Origin of the sequence: Thioclava sp. JE_KL1, from assembly GCF_009296265.1 — a bacterium.
In the GTDB taxonomy this organism is placed as follows: Bacteria; Pseudomonadota; Alphaproteobacteria; order Rhodobacterales; family Rhodobacteraceae; genus Thioclava.
In genome coordinates this window covers 34,383-56,871 of the sequence record NZ_WBJS01000012.1, presented here as the reverse complement: position 1 = coordinate 56,871, position 22,489 = coordinate 34,383, and the positions used below count along the sequence as shown (strand labels likewise).

Below are 22,489 nucleotides of genomic sequence, written 5' to 3'. Positions count from 1 at the left end.
GACAGATGTGGTATTTCGCATGGATCCTCGGGCTTCCGCTGGCCGCTCTGGTCGCCGTCGCCAACGCGATGTGGCTCGAGATGCAGAACGACTGCAAGATCGCCGGTGAGTGTAAGGACGACTGACCTTGCCCGGCAGACAAACGCGAAAGGCCGCCTTCGGGCGGCCTTTTTCATGGGCGGATCGCGGACACAGCGCGACGCTAGGGCAATCTGCACGCACCGCTAGCGCAAACAGTCGAAAAGACGTGACGTTTCAGGGCCAAAACGAGGCGTTTTCCCCCTGTCCCTTCGCCCTTTGCTCTTGTAACAAAATTGCCGAATGAATCCGTTCGCCGCAATTTGGCGGACTACACAAGGGAGACACGCCATGAAGGTTCTCGTGCCTGTGAAGCGCGTGATCGACTATAACGTGAAAGCTCGCGTGAAAGCGGACGGAAGCGGTGTCGATCTCGCCAATGTCAAAATGTCGATGAACCCGTTCGACGAAATCGCTGTCGAAGAGGCGATCCGTCTGAAGGAGAAGGGCGCCGTCGAAGAGATCATCGCGGTCTCGATCGGCGTGAAGCAGGCGCAGGAAACGCTGCGCACCGCGCTCGCGATGGGGGCGGATCGTGCGATTCTCGTGGTCGCCGCCGATGACGTGCAGACCGATATCGAGCCGCTGGCCGTTGCCAAGATCCTCGCCAAGGTCGTCGAGGAAGAGCAGCCCGGCATGGTGATCCTCGGCAAGCAGGCGATCGACAACGACATGAACGCGACCGGCCAGATGCTGGCGGCGCTTCTGGGCTGGGGTCAGGCGACCTTTGCCTCGGAAGTCGTGGTCGAGGGCGAGGCCGCGAAGGTCACCCGCGAAGTCGACGGCGGGTTGCAGACCATCGAGGTCAAGCTGCCCGCTATCGTCACCACCGACCTTCGTCTGAACGAGCCGCGCTACGCCTCGCTGCCGAACATCATGAAGGCGAAGAAGAAGCCGCTCGACGAGAAGACCGCCGACGACTACGGCGTCGACGTCTCGCCGCGCCTCGAAGTGGTGAAAACCACCGAGCCCGAAGCGCGTCAGGCTGGCGAAATGGTGCCGGATGTCGACACGCTGGTTGCGAAACTCAAAGAGAAGGGGGTCGTGTGATGGCCGTTCTGCTGCTGGGTGAAGTGAATGATGGCGAACTGTCGGTCGACGCGACCGCCAAGGCCGTCTCCGCTGCAAAAAGCTTGGGCGATGTGACCGTGCTCTGCGCGGGCGCGTCGGCTGCCGCCGCGGGCGAAGCCGCCGCCAAGATCGACGGTGTCGCGAAGGTTCTCGTGGCCGAGGATCCCTCGCTGAGCCACCGTCTGGCGGAGCCGACCGCCGCGCTGATCGTGTCGCTCGCGGGCGACTATTCGCATATCGTGGCGCCGGCCACGACCGATGCGAAGAACGTGATGCCGCGCGTGGCCGCGCTTCTCGACGTGATGGTGATCTCGGATGTCTCCGGCGTCGTCGATGCCGACACGTTCGAGCGCCCGATCTACGCGGGCAACGCGATCCAGACCGTGAAATCGAAGGACGAGAAGAAGGTCATCACCTTCCGCACCTCGACCTTCGACGCCGCCGGCGAAGGCGGTTCGGCTTCGGTCGAGACCGTCGCCATGTCGGACGCGCCCGCTCTATCGAGCTGGATCGAAGACAAGGTCGCCGAGAGCGATCGTCCGGAGCTGACCTCGGCGAAGATCGTCGTGTCGGGCGGCCGTGGCGTCGGCTCGGAAGAGGACTTCAAGGTGATCGAAGCGCTGGCCGACAAGCTTGGCGCTGCTGTGGGCGCCTCGCGCGCCGCCGTCGACTCGGGCTTCGCGCCGAACGACTGGCAGGTCGGTCAGACCGGTAAGGTCGTGGCCCCCGAGCTCTACATCGCCTGCGGCATCTCGGGTGCTATCCAGCACCTCGCCGGCATGAAGGACTCGAAGATCATCGTCGCGATCAACAAGGACGAAGAAGCGCCGATCTTCCAGGTCGCCGATTACGGTCTGGTCGCGGACCTCTTCGACGCTGTTCCGGCGCTGACCGAAAAGCTCTGATCCACGGAAGGGGCGCTGCCCCCCGGGAGAGTTGAACCAATTAGAAAGGGCGGGGAATTTCCCCGCCCTTTCCTGTTAGAGAAATGGCCGCAGCGCAGGCGCGAGGGCCGCGGCAATCTCCTCATGCACCAGCGGCCCCGGCACCATTTCCGCCGCAGGCTCTTCCAGCGGGGAGAAATGCATCCCCGTCGTGCCTGCACCGCGCGCCGTCACCGAAGGCTCGACCCGCACGATATCGGCCACGAGCGGTCGCAGCGTCTCCACCATCGCCTCCGTCACCATCAGCGGCTCGTGCCCGAGCGTGTCGCTATGAGCCGGATCGTGGAATTCGCCCAGCCAAAGCAGCAGCTTGCGCCCCTTGATCTTGGCCAGAAGCGCGGTCATCCGCTGCAGCCACGCCTCCTGCAACTCGACCTCGAGCAAGGCGAATTTCTCGGGCTCGCGTTCTTTCAATGCGCTCAGCATGTGACGCGTGAAGTTGAACTCGGTGAAATCCACGCCGTGGAAGATCGAGCGCATCAGACTCGACGCCCGCAGGAAGCGGTCATTGCGTCGCGGATGCACCGCATAGAAGCGGTTCGACATGTTCTGCGCGCCGAGCAACTGGATCACCGTGACCTTCGCGGCCTCCGATGCGGCGGCCAGTTGCGGCTCGTGCAGGAACACGTCGATCCCGGCATTCAGATAGCCGAAATTCACCACCGGCATCTCCAGCCGCGCCTCGAGCAGCGCGGGCCAGGGATGCTCCACGAATTTACCATAGGTCTCCGTCCCGCCCATCGCGGCGATGAAATCCCCCTGCAGCGCACGACGCGGCCCGCGGAACAGCAGTTTGGATTTCCCGTATCGGCACGGAAAGTAATCGAGGGCGCCATCGCCCGTATATTCGAAAGCCATTTTCCCACCTCAGTCTGTGTTCGACTCACCCGAGGCCAGATTGCGCCCAAATTCTTGCCAAACGGCTAATGTTAAAATGATCTCAGCCCTGCGTTTCGCTTGCATGGACCGAGCGGAGAACTATGGTCAGGGCGCAAAGCGTGAGAGGGAAAATTATGGCGATCGAGAAAGTGGGCATCGTGGGTGCAGGGCAGATGGGCAACGGGATCGCCCATGTCTTCGCGCTGGCCGGATATGACGTTCTGCTGAACGACATCAGCGAAGACGCGCTGACGAAGGCGCTCACCACGGTTACCAAGAACCTCGATCGGCAGGTATCGCGCGGCAAGATCTCGGAGGACGAGAAGAACACCGCGCTGAAGAAGATCACTACGACCACGAAACTGAGCGATCTGGGTCCGACCGATCTGGTGATCGAGGCCGCGACCGAGCGCGAGACGGTCAAGCAGGCGATCTTCGAAGACCTGCTTCCGCATCTCAAGCCGACGACGATCCTGACCTCGAACACCTCGTCGATCTCGATCACGCGGCTCGCCTCGCGCACCGACCGGCCCGAGAAATTCATGGGCTTCCACTTCATGAACCCGGTGCCAGTGATGCAACTGGTCGAGCTGATCCGCGGCATCGCGACCGATCAGGAAACCTACAAGGCGCTGCACGAAGTGGTGGAAAAGCTCGGCAAGACCGCCGCGTCTGCCGAAGATTTCCCGGCCTTCATCGTGAACCGCATCCTGATGCCGATGATCAACGAGGCGGTCTATACGCTCTATGAAGGCGTGGGGAACGTGCGCTCGATCGACGAGTCGATGAAGCTCGGCGCGAACCATCCGATGGGGCCGCTGGAGCTGGCGGATTTCATCGGGCTCGACACCTGCCTCGCGATCATGAACGTGCTGCATGACGGGCTCGCCGACACCAAGTACCGCCCCTGCCCGCTTCTGACGAAATATGTCGAAGCCGGCTGGCTCGGGCGCAAGACCGGGCGCGGGTTCTACGACTATCGCGGTGACGAGCCAGTGCCGACGCGGTGAGGCGCGGCGCAAGTGAGGGGCTCTGCCCCTCGCGCTTTGCGCTCACCCCGGGATATTTCGGGCAGCTGGAAGACCGGTAAGGTTTTCTAAACCCTGATCCCCTTATATGGTCTCACGGAACAGGCGGGGACGCCAATGACCGTGCAGTTGGAAGCGCCCGGTTCGCCGCCACCTAAGGGGCGCAACCGGGCGTCTTTCTTTCCAACTGCGTCAAATATCCCGGGGGGCGGCGAAGCCGCGGGGGCAGAGCCCCCTCCACCAGTCGCCTTACAGCGCCAGCGTTTCCGCCCGCAGGTCCGCGAGGAACTTCCGCGGATTCTGCAGCGCTTCGGCGATCTCTTCGGGTCGCTTCGCCGGGCCGATCGCAGGACTCTGGGGCTTGTTCAGCGCACGTTTGATCTCATAGAGCAGAAGCCCCTGCCGCACCGTCGCGCTGAGCTTGTTGGCGATCTGATAGGCGCGCGAATTCTGCCCCGGGAAATGGATCGGCAGCACCGAGGCGTTCGACCGGGCGAGCATCTTCGCGGTGAAGGGGTTCCACTCCTGCTCGATCACCGGTCCCATCAGCGTCTCGGAATGCGCGACCTGCCCCGCCGGGAACAGAACCACCACGCCGCCGCGCTTGAGCTGCGCCATGCAGGCGGCGCGCATCTTGAGGCTGTCCTCGCGGGCGTTCGGCTCATGCGGGAACGGCACCGGCAACATGTATTGTTCGACCTCGGGAATACCGGTCAGCAGCGAGCGGGTGAGGATCAGGAAATCGTCGCGCACCTGCCCGATCAGATAGGCCAGCACCATCCCGTCCACCAGCCCGTGCGGGTGGTTCGCGACGACCACCAGCGGGCCCTCTTTCGGGATATGGGCGATCTGTTCGGGCGGCGTGGTGACATCGATCCCCATCACATCGAGCGCCTGCGGCCAGAACTCGGCCCCGACCGGCGCGCCGCGCTTCTCGAACTTGCGGATCAGATGCAGAAGCTGCGCCTTCGCGGTCAGCCATTCCAAAGTGCGGATCGTGCCGACCTTGAACGGGTTGGAAAACGTCCCCGCATAGGACAGGCGACGCTTGTCATAGGGTCGCGATACGGCTTGCGCGGCTTCGATTGCGATCTCGCTCTCTTGGTTCATTGGGCGAACCCCCTCGCTGGGTGCGGAGCGCGTCACATACCTTCGCCGAATTTATCGGCCACCAATGCCTGAAGCGCATCGGCGAGCTTTTCTGCCTCGGCCCCGCTTGTCGTCACTTCAATAGTGGTTCCACGCGAAGCTGCCAACATCAAAAGCCCCATGATCGAGTCGCCTGAGACCGACTGGCCATCCTTCGCCACCGTCGCACGGGCGTCATGATCCTCCACGACCTCGACAAAACGGGCAGAGGCGCGCGCATGCAGGCCCTTCTCGTTCACGATCTCCAACTCGCGGGTCACGGACATTTCACCACTCCCGCTTGGGCATTGTAACTATTGATATATTTTCGTCCCGCATCGAGCGCGGCCTCGACCGCTGCATGGACCGCGAGGCTGCGCGATTTCGCCAGCTTGATCAGCAGCGGCAGGTTCGCACCGTAGATGATTTCGCGGTCTCGCGCCTCGCAGGCCATCAGCGACAGGTTGGACGGAGAGCCGCCGAACATGTCGGTCACAACCACGACACCGGTGCCGTCATCGACCGCATCGGCGGCGGCGCGAATCTCTGCCTGCTTGCCCGCGCGGTCGTGATCGTCCTCGATCGTGATGGCACGAATGCCGCGCTGCGGGCCCACGACATGCTCTATAGCGGCGAGATATTCGCGCGCCAGACCACCATGTGCCACGATCACGATACCGATCACGCGCCCGACCTCACCTTCGTTTCTTCGTTCTCGGCATGGCCGAGACGCTCCAATTCCCTATGACGTTTAGACACGCGCCACCCTGCTTCCGCAAGCGCTTTGGCGATGCTCTCGGTCATTGCAACCGAGCGGTGTTGCCCCCCGGTACACCCGAAGCCGACCGAGAGGTAAGCCTTGCCCTCCGCGACATAGGCGGGAAGCAGGAACAACAGCAGATCGAGCACGCGCTGGTGGAACTCCGCAAAGCGGGGATCGGCGGCGACATAATCGGCGACCGCCGCGTCGCGCCCGTCAAGCGCGCGCAGCTCCGGCTCCCAATGGGGATTGGCGAGGAAGCGGCAATCGAACATCAGGTCGAGCCCGCGCTGCACCCCGCGCTTATAGCTGAAGGAATTCACCGTGACCGAGAGCGCCTCGGTGCGGCCCGTGTCGAAGAAGCGCCCGACCTCGGCGCGCAGGTCATGCGGACTCATCTCGGAGCTGTCGATCAGGACATCGGCGCGCATGCGGATCGGCGAGAGCAGGTCCATCTCCTGCGCGATGCCCGCGCCGGGATCTTCCTCGGGCGACAGCGGATGACGGCGGCGGGTCTCGGAATAACGCCGTTCGAGCACTTCGGGGCTCGCGTCGAGATAGAGCAGGTCGAGATGCAGATCCGGGCGCTTGGTCAGCATATCGACCAGTTCGATCAGCGCCGCGGCCGAGAAATCGCGCCCGCGTACATCGACGCCAAGCGCGACCGGGCCGGTCAGATGGCCCTTGAGAAGGCGCGGCACGAGACTCAGCGGCAGGTTGACGATCGGCTCGTAGCCCAGATCCTCCAAAGCGCCAATGGCAGTCGTGCGGCCCGCACCTGACGGGCCGGTCACCAGCACGACGCGCTGGCCAGCCTGTGCCCTTACCGGATCGGATCGGGTCACGCCCATCGGCCCCCTTTCAGCCATTGCAAGATTGCCACATCAAGATGACCATGCTGCACGCGCAGCACAAGGGGCAGATTGACCCCCAACACCCTGTCTTTTCGACAGGTTGGCAAGCGTTCGACCTCTTCCCGATCGAGATCGACCAGCAAAGTGATGCGGGCCTGCGACAGGTGATCGGCGCGCAGGATACCCACGCCGCGCGCCTCGATCCGGCCCGCGATCGGCTCCGGTGCGCTTGCGATCAGCGCCCCGCCTTCGGTGCGCAGGTCGACCCGGTCATCAGCGACGAGTGACACCCCTAGCGCCATCAACCGCAACGCGAGAAGCGATTTGCCGCTGCCCGAGGCACCACGAATGAGAACGCCGCGCTCGGGGTCGAGCGCGACGGCACTGGCATGGAGATTGGTCGAGAGGTCGTCCGACCCGGTCATTCAGCTTACCGGCAGGCCCACGACGAAACGCGCGCCCAGAGGATCGGAGGTCCGGTCGGCATCGGTGGGGCGGATATTCTCGGCCCAGATCACGCCGCCATGGGCTTCGACGATCTGCTTGGAGATCGCGAGGCCAAGACCCGAGTGATCGCCAAACTGCCCCTCGGGACGCTCCGAATAGAACCGCTTGAAGACCTTGGTCAGCGCCTCTTCGGGAATGCCCGGCCCGGTATCCTCAACCACGACCAGCACACGATTGTCGCGCTGGCGTGCCCAGACCCGCACCGCATCGCCCTCTTCGCAGAACGAGGTCGCATTGGTGATCAGGTTCACGAAGACCTGCGCCAGACGCGCTTCCAGACCCGAGATAACGACCGATTGCGACGGCAGGTCGGTGATGAAATCGACGCCCTTCTCGCGCGCCTGCTGCCCGAGGAATTCGCTGAGATTCGACACCATCTTGATCAGGTCGAACTGCTCTTCCTCTTCTTTCACCAGCTCGGAATCGAGCCGCGATGCATTGGAAATGTCACTCACCAGACGATCCAGTCTGCGCACGTCGTGATCGATGACCTCGAGAAGACGGGTGCGCTGTTCGTCTTTCTTGACCATATGCAGCGAGGCCACGGCAGAGCGCAGGCTGGCCAGCGGGTTCTTGATCTCGTGGGCGACGTCGGCGGCGAACTGTTCGTTCGCGTCGATGCGTTCGTAAAGCGCGCCGACCATGCCGCGCATCGCGCCCGACAGACGCCCGATCTCGTCAGGTCGCGCGGTCAGGTCGGGGATGCGCACCCGGGCGGGCGCCATCTTGCGTGCGTTCTTGTCGCGCCCGATTTCAGCGGCGGCGGCGAGGTCGGAAAGCGGATTGGCGATGGTCGAGGCCAGCACGAGCGACAGCCCGATCGAGACGATGATCGCGATCACGAACATCTGCAGCACCTGCTCGCGCTCGACGCGGACCAGCGCGTCGATCTGCCCCGCAACGGAGATCAGCCCCACGACGCCCACGACGCGATCGCCCTGCCGGATCGGGGTGGCGACGGCGAAGATGGTCTCGCCGGCGGCGTTCTTCTGCGAGGCGATCTTGGTGCGGCCATCCAGCGCCGAGGGCACCAGATCGCGCACCATGTCGAGCGCGCTATCGGCGGCGGTGCCGCCACCGCGCTCGAACAGACCCGCGACCGAGTCCCAGATCTGACCGAGGAAATCGCTCAGCACGGTGGAACGCTTGTCGAAATTGAGCCCGTCGACCTCTTCGACCGGCGCGCGGTCGCCCGTGGTCGTGGTGCCAAGCAGCGCCGCACTGGGATCGAACAGGTAGAGATCGGCGCCCTCGGGCAGCTCCATCCCGCGGATCGTCGCGAGCGGGTCGAGCCCGTCTCCCGCCGCCAGATTGACCGGAGCGCCCGCCGGAAGCTGCGCCTCGAACACGTCGGCGGCCAGCTGCGCCTCGTTCACCAACCCGCCTTCGCGCTGCAGCACGAGGCTGTCACGAAACGGGTTGAGGTAGAGCACGCCGGTCACCAGCACGATCATTGCCAACAGGTTGAAGGTGATGATCTTGCGCGCCAGCGGCGAGCGGTTGAGCGAGAACATCGACCGCCGCGCCCGACCCTTGCGCAGATCGTCGTCGACGATATCGGCCGGGCCGATCCAATCCTCGCCGAGCACGACTTCCGTTTCCGGCGCGCGACGGGCGAAGTTTGAGGAGCGCTTTCGAGCCAATCCGATCTTCCCGGCAATACTCATCGACGTAGCATCACTCTTCGTTATACCGGTATCCGATGCCGTAGAGTGTCTCGATCGCCGTGAAATCATCATCGACGCTGCGCATCTTCTTGCGCAGGCGCTTGATGTGGCTGTCGATCGTGCGGTCGTCGACATAGACCTGATCGTCGTAAGCCACATCCATCAGCTGATCGCGCGATTTCACGAAACCGGGCCGCTGCGCGAGCGCCTGAAGCAGCAGGAATTCGGTCACGGTCAGCGTGACGTCCTTGCTCTTCCAGGTCACCGCGTGGCGCAGCGGGTCCATCTCGAGCGAGCCGCGCACCATGACCTTGGTGTCTTCGGTCGAGGCGACCTCGCCGGTCGAGATCGCTTCCTGCCGACGCAGCAGCGCGCGGATGCGTTCGACCAGAAGACGCTGCGAGAACGGCTTCTTGACGTAGTCGTCCGCGCCCATGCGCAGGCCCAGAACCTCGTCGATTTCGTCGTCTTTGGAGGTCAGGAAGATCACCGGCATCGCGGTCTTCTGGCGAAGACGCTGCAGCAGCTCCATGCCGTCCATTCGCGGCATCTTTATATCCAGAACCGCCATGTCCGGGAGACGCTTGGTGAACGCGTCGAATGCAGCCTGTCCATCGTTATACGTTTCGACATCGTAACCTTCCGCCTCGAGCGTCATCGAGACAGAGGTCAGAATATTGCGGTCGTCGTCGACCAGCGCGATTCTCGACATGTCGGAATATCCCTTCACTGCTACTTTATAGTTATTACACGCATATTCCGCGTTCGTTGCCTTCAAATCAACAAAAAGCTGCGAATCACCAAGGTTTCGCGAATCATCAGAGCCAGAATTTCCGAACCTTTGACTAATTTGCCTCACCTTTCCGCGACATTTCGCCGTGATTGCGCTAAACCTAGAAATGGTTGCGCTAACTCCCCCTATCCATTCTGTTCCTTCGCAAAATTGTCATGCTATAGGCGATCCATCCGGGTAACATTGTTGCTCGGATCGGCGCTTCGAGGCCCCGACGCGCCGGGAATAACCCTGTGAACGCCGCGCGACGGCATCGGGAGCATCAGATGGACATTGGACGCGTTAACCCCGCGAAACGGCTGGAAGATCAAGGCATCGAAGGTCTCGGGAATGTCTATTATAACCTGCTGGAACCGGCGCTGATCCAAGAAGCGATCAAGCGCGACGAAGGTACGCTCGGCAAGGGTGGCGCCTTCTACTGCACCACCGGGAAACACACGGGCCGGTCGCCCAAAGACAAGTTCGTCGTGCGCACCGCCTCGGTCGAAGACAGCATCTGGTGGGAGAACAACTCCCCGATGGAGCCCGAAGCCTTCGACCGCCTCTATGCCGACATGCTCGAGCATATGAAGGGCAAGGATTACTTCGTCGAGGACCTCTTCGGCGGTGCCGACCCCGAGCATCGGCTCGACGTGCGCCTCGTGGCGGAAATGGCCTGGCACGGGCTGTTCCTGCGCACCATGCTGCGCCGCCCCGAGCGCGAGGAACTCGACGCGTTCAATCCGGAATGGACGATCATCAACTGCCCGAGCTTCAAGGCCGATCCCGAGAAGCACGGCTGCCGCTCGGAAACCGTGATCGCGCTGAACTTCGAGAAGAAGACGATCCTGATCGGCAACACCGCCTATGCGGGTGAGAACAAGAAGGGCGTCTTCACCCTTCTCAACTACATCCTGCCCGGCGAAGGCATCATGGCGATGCACTGCTCGGCCAACCACGCGATCGACAATCCCGATGACGCGGCAGTCTTCTTCGGCCTCTCGGGCACCGGCAAGACGACGCTCTCGGCCGATCCCTCGCGCATCCTCGTGGGCGATGACGAGCATGGCTGGTCGCATAACGGCATCTTCAACTTCGAAGGCGGCTGCTACGCCAAGACGATCAACCTGTCGAAAGAAGCCGAGCCGGAGATCTACAACACCTGCTCGATGTTCGGCACCGTGGTCGAGAACATGGTGTTCGACGAGGAGACGCTGGAGCTGGACTTCAACGACAACTCGATCACCGACAACATGCGCTGCGCCTATCCGCTGCATTACATTCCGAACGCCTCGGATACCGCAATGGCGGGCCAGCCCAAGAACGTGATCATGCTGACCTGCGATGCCTTCGGTGTCCTGCCGCCCATCGCGCGGCTGACCCCGGCGCAGGCGATGTATCACTTCCTGTCGGGCTTCACCTCGAAGACCCCGGGCACCGAGGTCGGCGTGGTCGAGCCGCTCCCGACCTTCTCGACCTGCTTCGGCGCGCCCTTCATGCCGCGTCGCCCCGAGGTCTATGGCAAGCTGCTTCAAGAGAAGATCCGCAACACCGGCGCGTCGTGCTGGCTGGTGAACACCGGCTGGACCGGCGGCGCTTTCGGCACCGGCTCGCGAATGCCGATCCGGGCAACCCGTGCGCTGCTGAAAGCCGCGCTCGACGGCTCGCTGCATGACGTGCAGTTCCGCAAGGATCCCAATTTCGGCTTCGAGGTTCCGGTCTCGGTCCCGAATGTCTCGGACGTGCTTCTGGACCCGCGCCGCACCTGGGACGACGCGGCGGCCTATGATGCGCAGGCGCAGAAGCTGGTGGAGATGTTCTCGGACAACTTCGCGCAATACGTGCCCTATATCGACGACGACGTGAAAGCCGCGGCGATCGGCTGATCCGCTGAACCCGGAACACGAGATTTTTAAGAAGGCCGGCGATCACGCCGGCCTTTTTCATGCGCGAAGCCCACTTTCCTAAACCCTTGAACCGCCTACATGATGCCAGCCATGAAACTGGAACTGCTTCATATTCTGGGCCTCGCCCTGATCGCCGGCCTCATCGCGCTGGCCGGTCTGACGCTGATCGTCGCAAGGCTGTCGCATCGGCGCCCCAAAGGCCCGTTCCCCAAGTCCCATATGCAACTCGCCCCCGAAACCGGGCGCTTCGCGACCGCGCTGCAGGACCGGCTCACGGGAATTGAGACAAAGAGTGCGGTCCAGCTGCTCGCCGATCCGCTCGACGCGCTGGCGGCGCGGCTGGAACTAATCGACGCCGCAGAGGTCTCGCTCGATCTGCAATATTACATCTGGCAGAACGACACGGCGGGCGCGATCATGCTCGGCGCACTGCGCAAGGCGGCCAAACGCGGGGTCCATATCCGGCTGCTGATCGACGATAACGGCACGGCGGGGATGGACCGCACGCTGGCCGCGCTCGACCAGTTGCCCAATGTCGACGTGCGCCTCTTCAACCCCTTCCCGATCCGCACCGCGCGCTTTCTGGGTTACCTGTCCGATTTCCGCCGCCTGAACCGCCGGATGCACAACAAGGCGATGATCGCGGATGGGCGGATGGCGATCCTAGGCGGGCGCAATATCGGCGACGACTATTTCAACAGCCTCTCCGAGAGCGGGCTCTACATGGATCTCGACGTCGCCGTCGCGGGTCCGGTTCTGGCGCAGATCGGCAAGCAGTTCGACCTGTATTGGAACGCGCCCCCCGCGATCCCTGCGGAAAAGATGCTGGGCGACTGCGAGGCGAAAGAGGCCGAGACCATCATCAAGACCGAAGAGGTCCGCCTCTCGGAGCCCGAGGCGAAGCGTTATGCGGACGACCTACAGCATCCAGACCGGACGTCGCGGCTGCTGTCAGGCAAGGCGCGGGTGATCTTCGCCGAGGCGCAGTTGATCTACGACCACCCGTCGAAAATCCATGGACTTCTGCAGGGGCGCAAACTGCTCTGGCAATATCTAGTGCGCGCCTTGGGGCAACCGCTGGAAGAACTGGTACTGGTGACGCCCTATCTCGTCCCGACGCGGACGGGGGTGCGTTATCTCAAGCGGATCGCGCAATCGGGGGCGACCATCAAGGTGCTGACGAATTCCTATGCCGCGACCGATGTGGCGCTGGTCCATTCCGGCTACGCGCATCGCCGCAAGGGGCTGTTGCGCGCCGGGATCGAACTTTACGAATACGCCGCCGATGCCGAAGACCGCCGCCCGAGCGAGCGCAACCGGCGCGAGCGGCTGCTGGGCTCCGACATTCGCGGCACCTCGCCCTTCTCGCGCAACAAGCTGCACGCCAAGGTTTTCGCGGTGGATCGCGCGCGGGTCTTCATCGGCTCGTTCAACTTCGATCCGCGCTCGATGCGCCTGAATACCGAGCTGGGCATCGTGATCGACGCGCCCGAGATCGCGACGGAAATTTCCGAGACCTTCAAGGAATTCATCCCCGCCCGCGCATGGCGGCTGCGCCTCACCCGTGCGCAGCAATTGCGCTGGTCGCGGCCCGGGCATGGCGTGCGCAAGCGCGAGCCGGGCGTGCCCTTCTCGCATCGCATCTTCCTGTGGATCGCGCAGCGCCTGCCGATCGAGTGGATGCTGTAAGCCTCAACTCTTGCGCGTGCGTTTCACCTTGCGCGCGACCGCCTTCTTCTTGGCAGCGTCGCGGGCCGGTTTGCGCGGGCCCTTACCGGGACCTTTGCGCGGCGGACGCGTGCCGGGACGGCGGCCCTTCCGGCGCTTGCCGTCACCCGAGGGCATCCCCTGCCCTTCGACTTCCAGCAGCTCCAGCATCAGCCCGCCGGTGATCGGCACGGCCTCGGACAGCCGCACCCGGACGCGCTGCCCGATGGTGATGACCATTCCGGTATCCGAGCCCACGAGCTCCTGCGCCTCGCGGTCGAAATGGAAGAATTCGCGTCCGATCTCGCGGATCGGGATCAGCCCGTCCGCTCCGGTCTCGTCGAGCTTCACGAAGGCGCCGAATTTCTGCACGCCCGAGATGCGGCCCGTGAATTCGCTGCCCACCCGGTCCGACAGATAGGCCGCCAGATAGCGGTCGGTCGTGTCGCGTTCGGCCACCATCGAGCGGCGCTCGGTATCGGAAATTTGCTTCGCCGTGTCCTCGAGGTTCTCGATATCCCACGCGCTCAGCCCGTCCTTGCCCCAGCCGTGTCCGAGGATCAGCGCGCGGTGCACGATCAGGTCGGAATAGCGCCGGATCGGCGAGGTGAAATGCGCATAGGAGCGCAGCGCGAGGCCGAAATGCCCGTAATTCGTCGGCGCGTAATAGGCCTGCGTCATCGAGCGCAGCGTCGAGATATTGATCAGCTCGTCGAACTCGGAGCCCTCGGACTGGCTGAGCAGGTTGTTCAGATGCGCGGTCTGCAGCACCTGCCCCTTCGCCAGCGTGAAGCCCGACGCCTGCGCCACTTCGCGCAAGCTCTCGATCTTCTCGAGGCTGGGTTCTTCGTGGACACGATACAGCAGCGGACGGCGCAGCTTTTCCAGTTCCTCGGCCGCGGCCACATTGGCCAGCACCATGAACTCCTCGATCAGCTTATGGGCGTCGAGCCGCTCCTTGAACCGGATCGACGCGACATGGCCATCGTCGCCGATCACGATCTGCCGCTCGGGCAGGTCCAGCTCCAGCGGCTGACGGATCGCGCGGGCGTGCTTGAGCGCCTCGTAAGCCTCGTAGATCGGGTCGATGATCTCCTCGACCATATCCTCGGTCTTCTCGTCCGGATTGCCGTCGCGCGCCGATTGCACCTGCCCGTATTCGAGCGAGCCGACCGAGCGGATCATCCCGCGCGTGAAGCGATGCGAGACCTTGCGCCCCTGCGCGTCGATCTTCATCCGCACCGCCAGCACCGCACGGTCCACGTTCTCGTGCAGAGAGCACAGATCGCCCGAGAGGCTATCGGGCAGCATCGGCACGACGCGGTCGGGGAAATAGGTGGAGTTGCCGCGCTTGCGCGCCTCGCGGTCCAGCTCGGAGCCCGGCGTGACGTAATGCGCCACATCGGCAATCGCGACCCAGATCAGGAAGCCGCCGTCGTTTTTCGGATCGTCGTCGCGGATCACCAGCACCGCGTCGTCGCGGTCGCGCGCATCCGCCGGGTCGATCGTGACGAAAGACAGCTCGCGCAGGTCTTCGCGATCGTCCAAAGGCGCGGGCTTGGCGGCATCGGCCTCGGCCACGACCGCATCAGGGAAATCGTCGGGGATGCCATGTTGATGGATCGCGATCAGCGAGACCGCTTTCGGCGCAGACGGATCGCCCAGCACCTCGATCACGCGCGCCTTCGGGAGCCCCATGCGCCCGCGCGGCCCGGTCTGTTCGGCCTCGACCAGCTCGCCATCCTTGGCGCCCTGCGTGACCGCCGCCGGCACCTGCCATTCGTTGCCGACACCCTTGTCGATCGGCATGATCCGCCCGCCCTCGGCATTCTTGCGGAAAATGCCGACGATGCGATGCGAGGCCTGCCCGATCTTGCGGATCAGCCGCGCCTCGTAGCCGTAATCTTCATCCTCCACCGGGGTCAGGCGGCCGAGGATACGGTCGCCCTCAGCCAGCGTGGGATCGCCGTCCTTCGGAACGAAGAGGACCAAAGGTGCAGGCCCCTCGCCATTCCATTCGGCAGGCTCGGCCCATTGGTCGCCTTGGCTGTCCTCGCGCATCACGCGCAGCACGGACACCGGCGGCAGCACGTTGGGATCGCGGAAATTGCGGCGGCGCTTCTCGATCAGACCTTCGTCGGCCATGTCCTTGAGAATGCGCTTCAGCTCGATCTTCGCCTGCCCCTTCACACCGAAGGCCCGCGCAATGTCGCGCTTGGCCCCTTGGTCGGGGTTGTCGTTCAGCCAGTCGAGGATTTGCTGGCGCGAGGGGATGGGGGCGGGTTTGCTCATGGGTTTGCCTAACATGGGGCGTGAGGGGCGTCACTCAAAGAGTGTGGCGCGAATGAGTGGTGTCGAGGGGTGCTGCCCCCGCGCGTAGGCGCGCATGGCTTGGGCGGAGGGGGCTCTGCCCCCGCGCTGACGCGCCCCCCGGGATACTTGGATCAAGAGGAAGCTCAGAGCGTCTTTTCCATATCGCGATGCGGGATGCCCGCGTCGTCGTAATCTTCGCCGTAGGGCACGAAGCCAAGCTTCTCGTAGAACGGGATCGCGTAGCTCTGGGCCGAGAGATAGGCGCGGGTGCAGCCCATCTCGGCGAACCGTTCGCAGGCGTCGCGCACCAGCGCCGCGCCGAGCCCGGTGCCGCGCGCGGATTTCGCCACGCAGATGCGACCGATCTTGCCGGTCTCACCCTTGCGGATCAGCCGCGCGGTGCCGAGTGGCGTGCCCTCCATGCTGGCCAGCAGATGGATCGCCTGATCGTCGAGATCGTCCCATTCCTCGGGCTCGGGGATGCCCTGTTCTTCGATGAACACGGCCCGGCGCAGCGCATGGCAGGGCGTGTAATCGGTGACCGGCTCGATCTTGATCATGCGAAATAGTCTCTCAATATGCGGGCATAGACGCGCGTGAGGGCTTCGATCTGGTCGAGGGGCACACGTTCATCCACCTGATGCATCGTCGCGCCGACGAGGCCGAATTCCACGACCGGGCAGTGATCCTTCACGAAGCGCGCATCCGAGGTGCCGCCCGAGGTGGACAGCTCCGGCGCGCGGCCCGTTTCCGCCTCGACCGATTTCGCGACGAGATCGACGAAGGGACCGGGCGGGGTGACGAAGCTTTCGCCCGAGATATCGGGGTTGAGCGCGATGCGGATGCCGGTCTCGGCGGTGATCTCGGAGGCCATCGCCTCGGCCCAGGCGATCAGCCCCTCGCCGGTATGCGCATCGTTGAAGCGGATATTCACGGTCGCACGCGCCTTGGCCGGGATCACGTTATTGGCCGGGTTGCCGCAATCGATGGTGGTGATCTGCAGGCTCGAGGGCTGGAAATGATCGGTGCCGTGGTCGAGCGGCTCTGCGGTCATCCGGCCCAGCAGATCGACCAGCGCATGCAGCGGGTTCTTCGCGCGATGCGGATAGGCTGCATGACCCTGCACGCCCTCGGCCTCGATATAGAAGCTGAGCGAGCCACGCCGCCCGATCTTCATCATCTCTCCCATTTCATTGGGGCAGGTCGGCTCGCCCACGAGGCAGACCGACATCGCCTCGCCCTCGGCCTTCATCCAATCCAGAAGCGCCCGCGTGCCGTCGCGGCCCGGGCCTTCCTCGTCGCCGGTGATGGCGAGGATCACCGCGCCGTCGGGCGGCGTCTCGGTCACGAAATCCACCGCTGCGGCAGCAAAGGCCGCCACGGCGGTCTTCATATCGGTCGCGCCGCGCCCCCACATCACGCCGTCGACGATCTCGGCGCCGAACGGGTCATGCGTCCAGGCGGCGGCATCGCCCACCGGCACGACATCCGTGTGCCCGTTGAAGCCGAAGCTTTTCGCCGCCCCCTTCGCGCCCCAGCGCGCATAAAGGTTCGGCGTGCCATTGCGATCGACGCGCGTGCAGGTGAAGCCTGCCCCGCTCAGCAGGCCTTCCAGCAAGACCAGCGCGCCGCCCTCCTCCGGGGTCACCGAGGGGCAGCGGATCAGATCGGCGCTCAGGCGGATGGGATCGGTCGTCATGGGCACTCCTTTTCAGCGCTACAGGCTTAGAGCGCCGAGGCCTTCGGGGCAATGGCTGTTGCAGGCTCGACACCGGGCGCAAGTGACGCGGAGACAGGGGCTACCCAAAGGCAGGTCGCGGTGTCATGATATGTCAAAAGCAAAAGCCCGAAATCGGGCGTATCGAGCAGGGCAAAGCCCGGAGTCAGACGCAACAGACCCACGCGCGGCCCATTCAGGCGGCGTGCGTTTTTCGTGTCCGTTTCCCCGGGCGCGGAGACAGGCATGGGATCAAGGCAGCATTCGGAGCGTCGCGGATGAGGGCGCAGCAGGGCTGGATCGGTGCGCAGATCGCACATCGCGGCGCGGTCAGGTTTGACGAGCGCAGATTGCCGGAGCTGCTCGCACGCGGCAGCCTGATGCTGGAATTCACCCTGATGCGCGGCGAGCAGTCACCCCTGCCGCTGATCCATCTGCATCAGCGCGAAGGCTGGCGGAATTTCCTCTCGCTCAATCTCGATGTCGACGGGCGCATCGTGCTGGCGCAGCGGCGCGGCTCGGCGGTCCATGCGATCTCGATCGACGCCACGCAGGAGCGGCTGACCGGCGGGCGGATGCGGCTCACATGGCGCTGGGACGGGCCGGGACGCGAGAGCCTGCTGACGCTGGAGGCGCTCGATCAGCGCACGATCCGGCAGCAGGCGGGCGTGGCGCCGCTCCCGCTGACCCGTGACGAGGCGGCGGCGCTCCTCGATCCGGCGGGGCCTGCGCGGGTCGGGCCGCGCGTCGATTGGCTGGCGCTTGGCGATCATCTGCAACCGATGGGACCGGCGGGCTGTTTCGCCCCCGCGACCCCGATCCAGACGCCGGAGGGCGTGGTGCCTGCCGCGCGGCTTCGCGCGGGCGATCTGGTCGAGACCATCGATGCCGGACCGCAGCCGGTCCTCTGGTCGGGGCGGATCAGCCTGCCTGCGATCGGGCACCTGCGTCCGGTGAAACTCTGTGCGCCGGTCTTCTCGGCGCGGCAGGATCTCTGGGTGATGCCGCAGCACCGCGTGGCGCTGAGCGGGCCGTCGGTGGATTTCATCTTCGGCGAGGACGAGGTGCTCATCGAGGCGCGCTCGCTGGCCGATGGCTGCGCCGCGCTGCAACCCGATTGCCCGGGCGTTCTGGAATGGCACGGGCTGCTCCTGGGCGGCCATCACCTGCTAATGGCGGATGGCTGCAAGCTGGAGAGCCTGCATATCGGGCGGCTCGCCCGGCAACCGCTTCTGGCGGCGACGACGGCCTTTGCGGGGCTCCTGCGCGAAGGCGGGGTGCCGCTCCATCGCAAGCCGGTGCGCAAGATCGTCTCGGGCTATGAGGCGAAGACGCTGGCCTCCGCCCGCCGTCAGGGGTTGCGCCCCTTCGTGGCTTAACCCATCAGCGCACGGCGCAGCAGGTTCAGCCCGGCCACGCCCAGCAGGATCAGCGTCCACCACCGGAACCGCACCGGGTCGAGCCGGTCCTGCGCCTTGAAGCCCAGCTTCATCCCCGCCAGCGCGGGCAGGATCATCAGGAGCGACAGCGGGATCGTCTGCGCGTTCAGCACGCCCGAGACCAGATGTGAGCCGGTCAGGATGATCGCGCCGGTCAGGAAGACGACGCCAAGGATGCGCACGGCCTCCTGTTTCGGCGCGTCGATCGAGATCAGGTAGATGATCAGCGGCGGCCCCCAGATCCCGGAAATCCCGCCATAGAGCCCCGCGACGATGCCCAACCCCGTCTCGGTCACCGCCCTGTGGCGCGTGGGCATCGGGATCTGCCGTCCCGAGATCTGCCAGATCGAGAAGGCGACGATCGGTCCGCCCAAAAGCGCGTACATCACCGGCTGCGGGATCACGTCGACGAGGGTCGCGCTGATCGGGATGAAGACGATGATCATCGCGATGAACAGCCGGTAATTCTTGATCGAGCCCACCGCAGCGCCGACCCCTTGACGGAAGGCCTGCATCACGTTGGTCACCAGCGTCGGCAGGATCAGAAGCGCCAGCGCTTGATGCGGCGGCAGGAAGGACGCGAAGCTCGAGAGCATGATCATCGGCATCGCGAAACCGACCGCGCCTTTCACGAAACCTGCGAATAGAGTGACGCCAAGCGCCGCGAATATTTGCCAAACTTCCATCCCGAACATGCGCGTTCCCTTCTGTGTCCCGCGTCGCTTCTACCGGGTTACGCGGCGGGATACAGCCGTGAAGCGACGTGAAATCAGGCGCATACCCGACCACGCCGACAACCGCCGCGACATTATCCGTCGCAATTGTCGCTACTGGCGAATTTTTATTGCGCTGCGGTTGCGAAGTAACTAGACAGGCTGCAACTGCAGAATAAGGAGCCGACTCATGGCACATGACGGGGCCGATATGCCGACGACGATCATTCTGGACGACCTGATGGGCCTTGCTGAGGCGAGTCTGCCCGAACTGGAGGCGCTGGTCTCCGACGCGACCGCGAGCCTGCGCGCCGCAACCGAGAAAGACGGCCGCATTTCCGGCGCCGCCCTCGAGGCGAACCAATATCGCGCCCACGGTCTTGCCTGGCTGACCACCTATCAGCAGTCGCTCAAGCAACTGCACGGCTGGGCCGCACGTCTGGCCGAGGACGGCAAACTGGGCGAGATGGAGAAGCTGATCGTGCAGATCGGCTTCGGCGAATATCTCGCGCAGATCGCGGGCGGCATCCAGATGAACCAGGGCGAGATGGTGCGCCTGGCCGATATGGACGTCAGCTGGACCCCGTCCGAGGCTGCCGCGAAGCTGATCGCCGAGGGCAATTCCAACGCCGCTCGGATGCGTCTGGTCGAGCTGATGCGCGACGTTCAGGGCCGCTCGATCTTCGGGCAGTCGGGTCTCGACGAAGACCTCGAGATGATCCGCGAGCAGTTCTACCGCTATGCCGAGGACCGCGTGAAGCCGAATGCGCATGAATGGCACCTCAAGGACGAGCTGATCCCGATGGAGATCATCGAGGAACTGGCCGAACTGGGCGTCTTCGGCCTGACCATTCCGGAAGAATATGGCGGGCTGGGCCTGTCGAAAGCCTCTATGGTCGTCGTGACCGAGGAGCTTTCGCGCGGCTACATCGGCGTGGGCTCGCTCGGCACCCGGTCCGAGATCGCGGCCGAGCTGATCATCTGCGGCGGCACCGAAGAGCAGAAGCAGAAATGGCTTCCGGGCCTGTCGTCGGGCGAAATCCTGTCGACCGCCGTGTTCACCGAGCCGAATACCGGCTCGGATCTGGGCTCCTTGCGCACCCGCGCCGTCAAGGATGGCGACGACTGGCTCGTGACCGGCAACAAGACGTGGATCACCCATGCGCAGCGCACCCATGTGATGACGCTGCTCGCGCGTACCGATCCCTCGACCGACAATTACAAAGGCCTGTCGATGTTCCTGGCCGAGAAGACGCCGGGCACCGATGACAACCCCTTCCCCACCGAGGGCATGACCGGCGGCGAGATTGAAGTGCTCGGCTATCGCGGCATGAAGGAATACGAGCTCGGCTTCGACAATTTCCGCGTGAAGGGCGAGAACCTTCTGGGCGGCGAAGAGGGCAAGGGCTTCAAGCAGCTCATGGAGACGTTCGAATCCGCCCGCATCCAGACCGCCGCCCGCGCCGTGGGCGTTGCGCAATCGGCGCTGGAGATCGGGATGCAATACGCGATCGACCGCAAGCAATTCGGCAAGTCGCTGATCGAATTCCCGCGCGTGTCGTCGAAGCTCGCGATGATGGCGGTGGAGACGATGATCGCCCGCCAGCTGACCTATTTCTCGGCCTGGGAAAAGGATCACGGCCATCGCTGCGATCTGGAAGCCGGTATGGCGAAACTGCTGGGTGCGCGGGTGGCGTGGGCCGCTGCCGACAACGCGCTGCAGATCCATGGCGGCAACGGTTTCGCGCTGGAATACCAGATCAGCCGCATCCTCTGCGACGCGCGTATCCTGAACATCTTCGAGGGTGCCGCCGAGATTCAGGCGCAGGTTATCGCGCGGCGTCTCCTCGGCTGAGCCAGCGAAACTCTATTCAACGGGGCGATGCGGGCGAACCTCGCATCGCCCCGTTCTGATTTGACACCCGTGCAACGCCCCCGCAAGCTGAACGACGAGGTTCAGCACAATGGAGGGCGCATGGCTCGCACAATTCTGGTCACAGGCATCACCGGCTTCATCGCCAAACGCATTGCCTATGACCTTCTGGCGCAGGGCGAGATCGTGCGCGGCACGCTGCGCAAGGCCAGCCGCGGCGAGGAGGTGAAAGCCGCCTTGAGTGACCTCGGCCCCGAAGCGCTGGAACGGCTGAGCTTCGTCGAGGCCGATCTGATGGCGGACAAGGGCTGGGACGCGGCGATGGCGGGGGTCGACGCCGTGATCCACACCGCCTCCCCCTTCCCGCTCAGCAAGCCGAAGAACGAGGCCGAGGTGATCCAGCCTGCGGTCGAGGGCACCAAGCGGGTGCTGGCTGCGGCGCAGGCCGCCGGTGTGACCCGCGTGATCCAGACCTCCTCGATGGAAGCGGTGATGCATGGCGTGACCTCCGACCCAATGACCGAGCGCGACTGGTCGAACCCGCGCGCGCCGACCTGCAGCCCCTATACGCGCTCCAAGATTTTCGCCGAAGAAGCGGCGTGGGAATTCATCGAGGATCATCACGAGATGCGTCTGACGGTGATCAATCCCGGCCTCGTCTGCGGCACGCCGATGGATCGTCACACCGGATCGTCCGTCGCGGTGATCGAGCGGCTGATGGCGGGCAAGGACCCGATGGCGCCGGAATTCGATATTCCGGTGGTCGATGTGGCCGACGTCTCCGCCTGCCATGTCGCGGCGCTCGACCGGACCGAGAGCATCGGTCGCCGCTATATCTGTGCGGAAAGCTTCATGTCCTTCCTCGAGATGGCACGGGTGCTGAAAGCGGAATTCCCCGACCGCAAGATCCCGACGCGGAAGGCGCCGAACTGGATCGTCTCGATCCTCGCGCTGTTCGACGAGCAGATCGCGCTGATCAAGCCGATGCTCGGGATGAAGATGCGCCTGAGCCACGAGGCCGCGACCCGCGATCTTGGGGTCGAGTTCGTACCCGCCGCCGAGGCCGTGCGCCGCACCGGACATTTCATCGTGCAGAAATAGCGTTGCGCTCGCCCAGTTTCGCAGCCAAATC

At 64.2% G+C, this 22,489-nt stretch carries 21 protein-coding genes; 9 read left to right on the top strand and 12 right to left on the bottom strand.

Translation table 11 applies throughout. The features are described 5' to 3' along the window. The first annotated feature begins 5 nt into the window (after nt 1-5). The 3 genes from cydX (at nt 6) to F8R15_RS18145 (ending at nt 2,054) form a co-directional block, all read left to right on the top strand. The gene (gene cydX / locus F8R15_RS18155) at nt 6-125 is read left to right on the top strand and encodes a cytochrome bd-I oxidase subunit CydX (protein WP_078521427.1); all 120 of its coding nucleotides are present in this window, start codon (nt 6-8) and stop codon (nt 123-125) included. A 244-nt stretch (nt 126-369) separates the two neighbouring features. Further along, nucleotides 370-1,128 carry an electron transfer flavoprotein subunit beta/FixA family protein gene (locus F8R15_RS18150; RefSeq protein WP_078521428.1) on the top strand — a complete coding sequence of 253 codons (759 nt, stop codon included), beginning with the start codon at nt 370-372 and terminating at the stop codon, nt 1,126-1,128. Then, nucleotides 1,128-2,054, top strand: coding sequence for an electron transfer flavoprotein subunit alpha/FixB family protein (locus tag F8R15_RS18145; protein ID WP_078542565.1), 927 nt, complete (start codon nt 1,128-1,130; stop codon nt 2,052-2,054). The genes F8R15_RS18150 and F8R15_RS18145 overlap by 1 nt, the downstream gene beginning before the upstream one ends. Before the next feature lie 75 nt (nt 2,055-2,129). On the opposite strand, the gene F8R15_RS18140 is transcribed toward F8R15_RS18145, so the two are convergent. Then, nucleotides 2,130-2,951 carry a DUF6473 family protein gene (locus F8R15_RS18140; RefSeq protein WP_152845519.1) on the bottom strand — a complete coding sequence of 274 codons (822 nt, stop codon included), beginning with the start codon at nt 2,949-2,951 and terminating at the stop codon, nt 2,130-2,132. Between the two features lie 155 nt (nt 2,952-3,106). Between F8R15_RS18140 and F8R15_RS18135 the strand changes: the two genes are divergently transcribed. Next, entirely contained in the window at nt 3,107-3,982 is an 876-nt protein-coding gene (locus F8R15_RS18135; RefSeq protein WP_078571212.1) for a 3-hydroxybutyryl-CoA dehydrogenase, read from the top strand. A 267-nt stretch (nt 3,983-4,249) separates the two neighbouring features. Here the strand turns inward: F8R15_RS18135 and F8R15_RS18130 are convergent, their stop codons facing one another. The 7 genes from F8R15_RS18130 to F8R15_RS18100 are packed head-to-tail and all read right to left on the bottom strand — an operon-like array spanning nt 4,250 to nt 9,628. Then, nucleotides 4,250-5,110, bottom strand: a complete 861-nt coding sequence (locus F8R15_RS18130; protein ID WP_083077983.1) for a lysophospholipid acyltransferase family protein — start codon at nt 5,108-5,110, stop codon at nt 4,250-4,252. A gap of 32 nt (nt 5,111-5,142) precedes the next feature. Next, complete coding sequence (locus tag F8R15_RS18125) at nt 5,143-5,415, bottom strand: HPr family phosphocarrier protein (RefSeq protein ID WP_075776868.1); 273 nt, start codon at nt 5,413-5,415, stop codon at nt 5,143-5,145. Then, nucleotides 5,406-5,813 carry a PTS sugar transporter subunit IIA gene (locus F8R15_RS18120; protein ID WP_075776867.1) on the bottom strand — a complete coding sequence of 136 codons (408 nt, stop codon included), beginning with the start codon at nt 5,811-5,813 and terminating at the stop codon, nt 5,406-5,408. The genes F8R15_RS18125 and F8R15_RS18120 overlap by 10 nt, the downstream gene beginning before the upstream one ends. Next, entirely contained in the window at nt 5,810-6,739 is a 930-nt protein-coding gene (gene rapZ / locus F8R15_RS18115) for an RNase adapter RapZ (protein WP_152845518.1), read from the bottom strand. Before rapZ ends, F8R15_RS18120 begins: the two co-directional genes overlap by 4 nt. Then, nucleotides 6,730-7,167 carry an HPr kinase/phosphorylase gene (locus F8R15_RS18110; protein ID WP_152845517.1) on the bottom strand — a complete coding sequence of 146 codons (438 nt, stop codon included), beginning with the start codon at nt 7,165-7,167 and terminating at the stop codon, nt 6,730-6,732. The genes rapZ and F8R15_RS18110 overlap by 10 nt, the downstream gene beginning before the upstream one ends. Beyond that, nucleotides 7,168-8,916: a sensor histidine kinase gene (locus F8R15_RS18105; RefSeq protein WP_078549402.1), complete on the bottom strand. Its 1,749-nt coding sequence runs from the start codon at nt 8,914-8,916 to the stop codon at nt 7,168-7,170. Nucleotides 8,917-8,926: 10 nt separating this feature from the next. Then, the gene (locus tag F8R15_RS18100; RefSeq protein WP_078521444.1) at nt 8,927-9,628 is read right to left on the bottom strand and encodes a response regulator transcription factor; all 702 of its coding nucleotides are present in this window, start codon (nt 9,626-9,628) and stop codon (nt 8,927-8,929) included. A 347-nt stretch (nt 9,629-9,975) separates the two neighbouring features. Between F8R15_RS18100 and F8R15_RS18095 the strand changes: the two genes are divergently transcribed. Further along, a complete protein-coding gene (locus F8R15_RS18095) occupies nt 9,976-11,574 on the top strand; it encodes a phosphoenolpyruvate carboxykinase (protein ID WP_152845516.1) in 1,599 nt (532 codons plus the stop codon). A 111-nt stretch (nt 11,575-11,685) separates the two neighbouring features. Next, nucleotides 11,686-13,284, top strand: coding sequence for a phosphatidylserine/phosphatidylglycerophosphate/cardiolipin synthase family protein (locus F8R15_RS18090; RefSeq protein ID WP_172976256.1), 1,599 nt, complete (start codon nt 11,686-11,688; stop codon nt 13,282-13,284). 3 nt (nt 13,285-13,287) lie between these two features. On the opposite strand, the gene rnr is transcribed toward F8R15_RS18090, so the two are convergent. The 3 genes from rnr to dapE all read right to left on the bottom strand — a co-directional run bounded on the left by rnr (nt 13,288) and on the right by dapE (nt 17,314). Continuing rightward, nucleotides 13,288-15,594 carry a ribonuclease R gene (gene rnr, locus F8R15_RS18085; RefSeq protein ID WP_152845514.1) on the bottom strand — a complete coding sequence of 769 codons (2,307 nt, stop codon included), beginning with the start codon at nt 15,592-15,594 and terminating at the stop codon, nt 13,288-13,290. 164 nt (nt 15,595-15,758) lie between these two features. After that, complete coding sequence (locus F8R15_RS18080) at nt 15,759-16,175, bottom strand: GNAT family N-acetyltransferase (RefSeq protein ID WP_152845513.1); 417 nt, start codon at nt 16,173-16,175, stop codon at nt 15,759-15,761. Next, nucleotides 16,172-17,314: a succinyl-diaminopimelate desuccinylase gene (gene dapE / locus F8R15_RS18075; RefSeq protein ID WP_152845512.1), complete on the bottom strand. Its 1,143-nt coding sequence runs from the start codon at nt 17,312-17,314 to the stop codon at nt 16,172-16,174. Before dapE ends, F8R15_RS18080 begins: the two co-directional genes overlap by 4 nt. A 296-nt stretch (nt 17,315-17,610) precedes the next feature. Between dapE and F8R15_RS18070 the strand changes: the two genes are divergently transcribed. Further along, nucleotides 17,611-18,711, top strand: coding sequence for a Hint domain-containing protein (locus tag F8R15_RS18070; RefSeq protein WP_172976255.1), 1,101 nt, complete (start codon nt 17,611-17,613; stop codon nt 18,709-18,711). On the opposite strand, the gene F8R15_RS18065 is transcribed toward F8R15_RS18070, so the two are convergent. After that, complete coding sequence (locus F8R15_RS18065; protein WP_098412161.1) at nt 18,708-19,466, bottom strand: sulfite exporter TauE/SafE family protein; 759 nt, start codon at nt 19,464-19,466, stop codon at nt 18,708-18,710. The genes F8R15_RS18070 and F8R15_RS18065 overlap by 4 nt on opposite strands. 208 nt (nt 19,467-19,674) lie before the next feature. Here F8R15_RS18065 and F8R15_RS18060 point away from each other — a divergent pair, with 208 nt between their 5' ends. Both F8R15_RS18060 and F8R15_RS18055 read left to right on the top strand, forming a co-directional pair. Beyond that, nucleotides 19,675-21,339: an acyl-CoA dehydrogenase family protein gene (locus F8R15_RS18060; RefSeq protein ID WP_152845510.1), complete on the top strand. Its 1,665-nt coding sequence runs from the start codon at nt 19,675-19,677 to the stop codon at nt 21,337-21,339. Nucleotides 21,340-21,459: 120 nt separating this feature from the next. After that, the gene (locus tag F8R15_RS18055) at nt 21,460-22,458 is read left to right on the top strand and encodes an NAD-dependent epimerase/dehydratase family protein (protein ID WP_172976254.1); all 999 of its coding nucleotides are present in this window, start codon (nt 21,460-21,462) and stop codon (nt 22,456-22,458) included. Nucleotides 22,459-22,489: the final 31 nt, after the last annotated feature.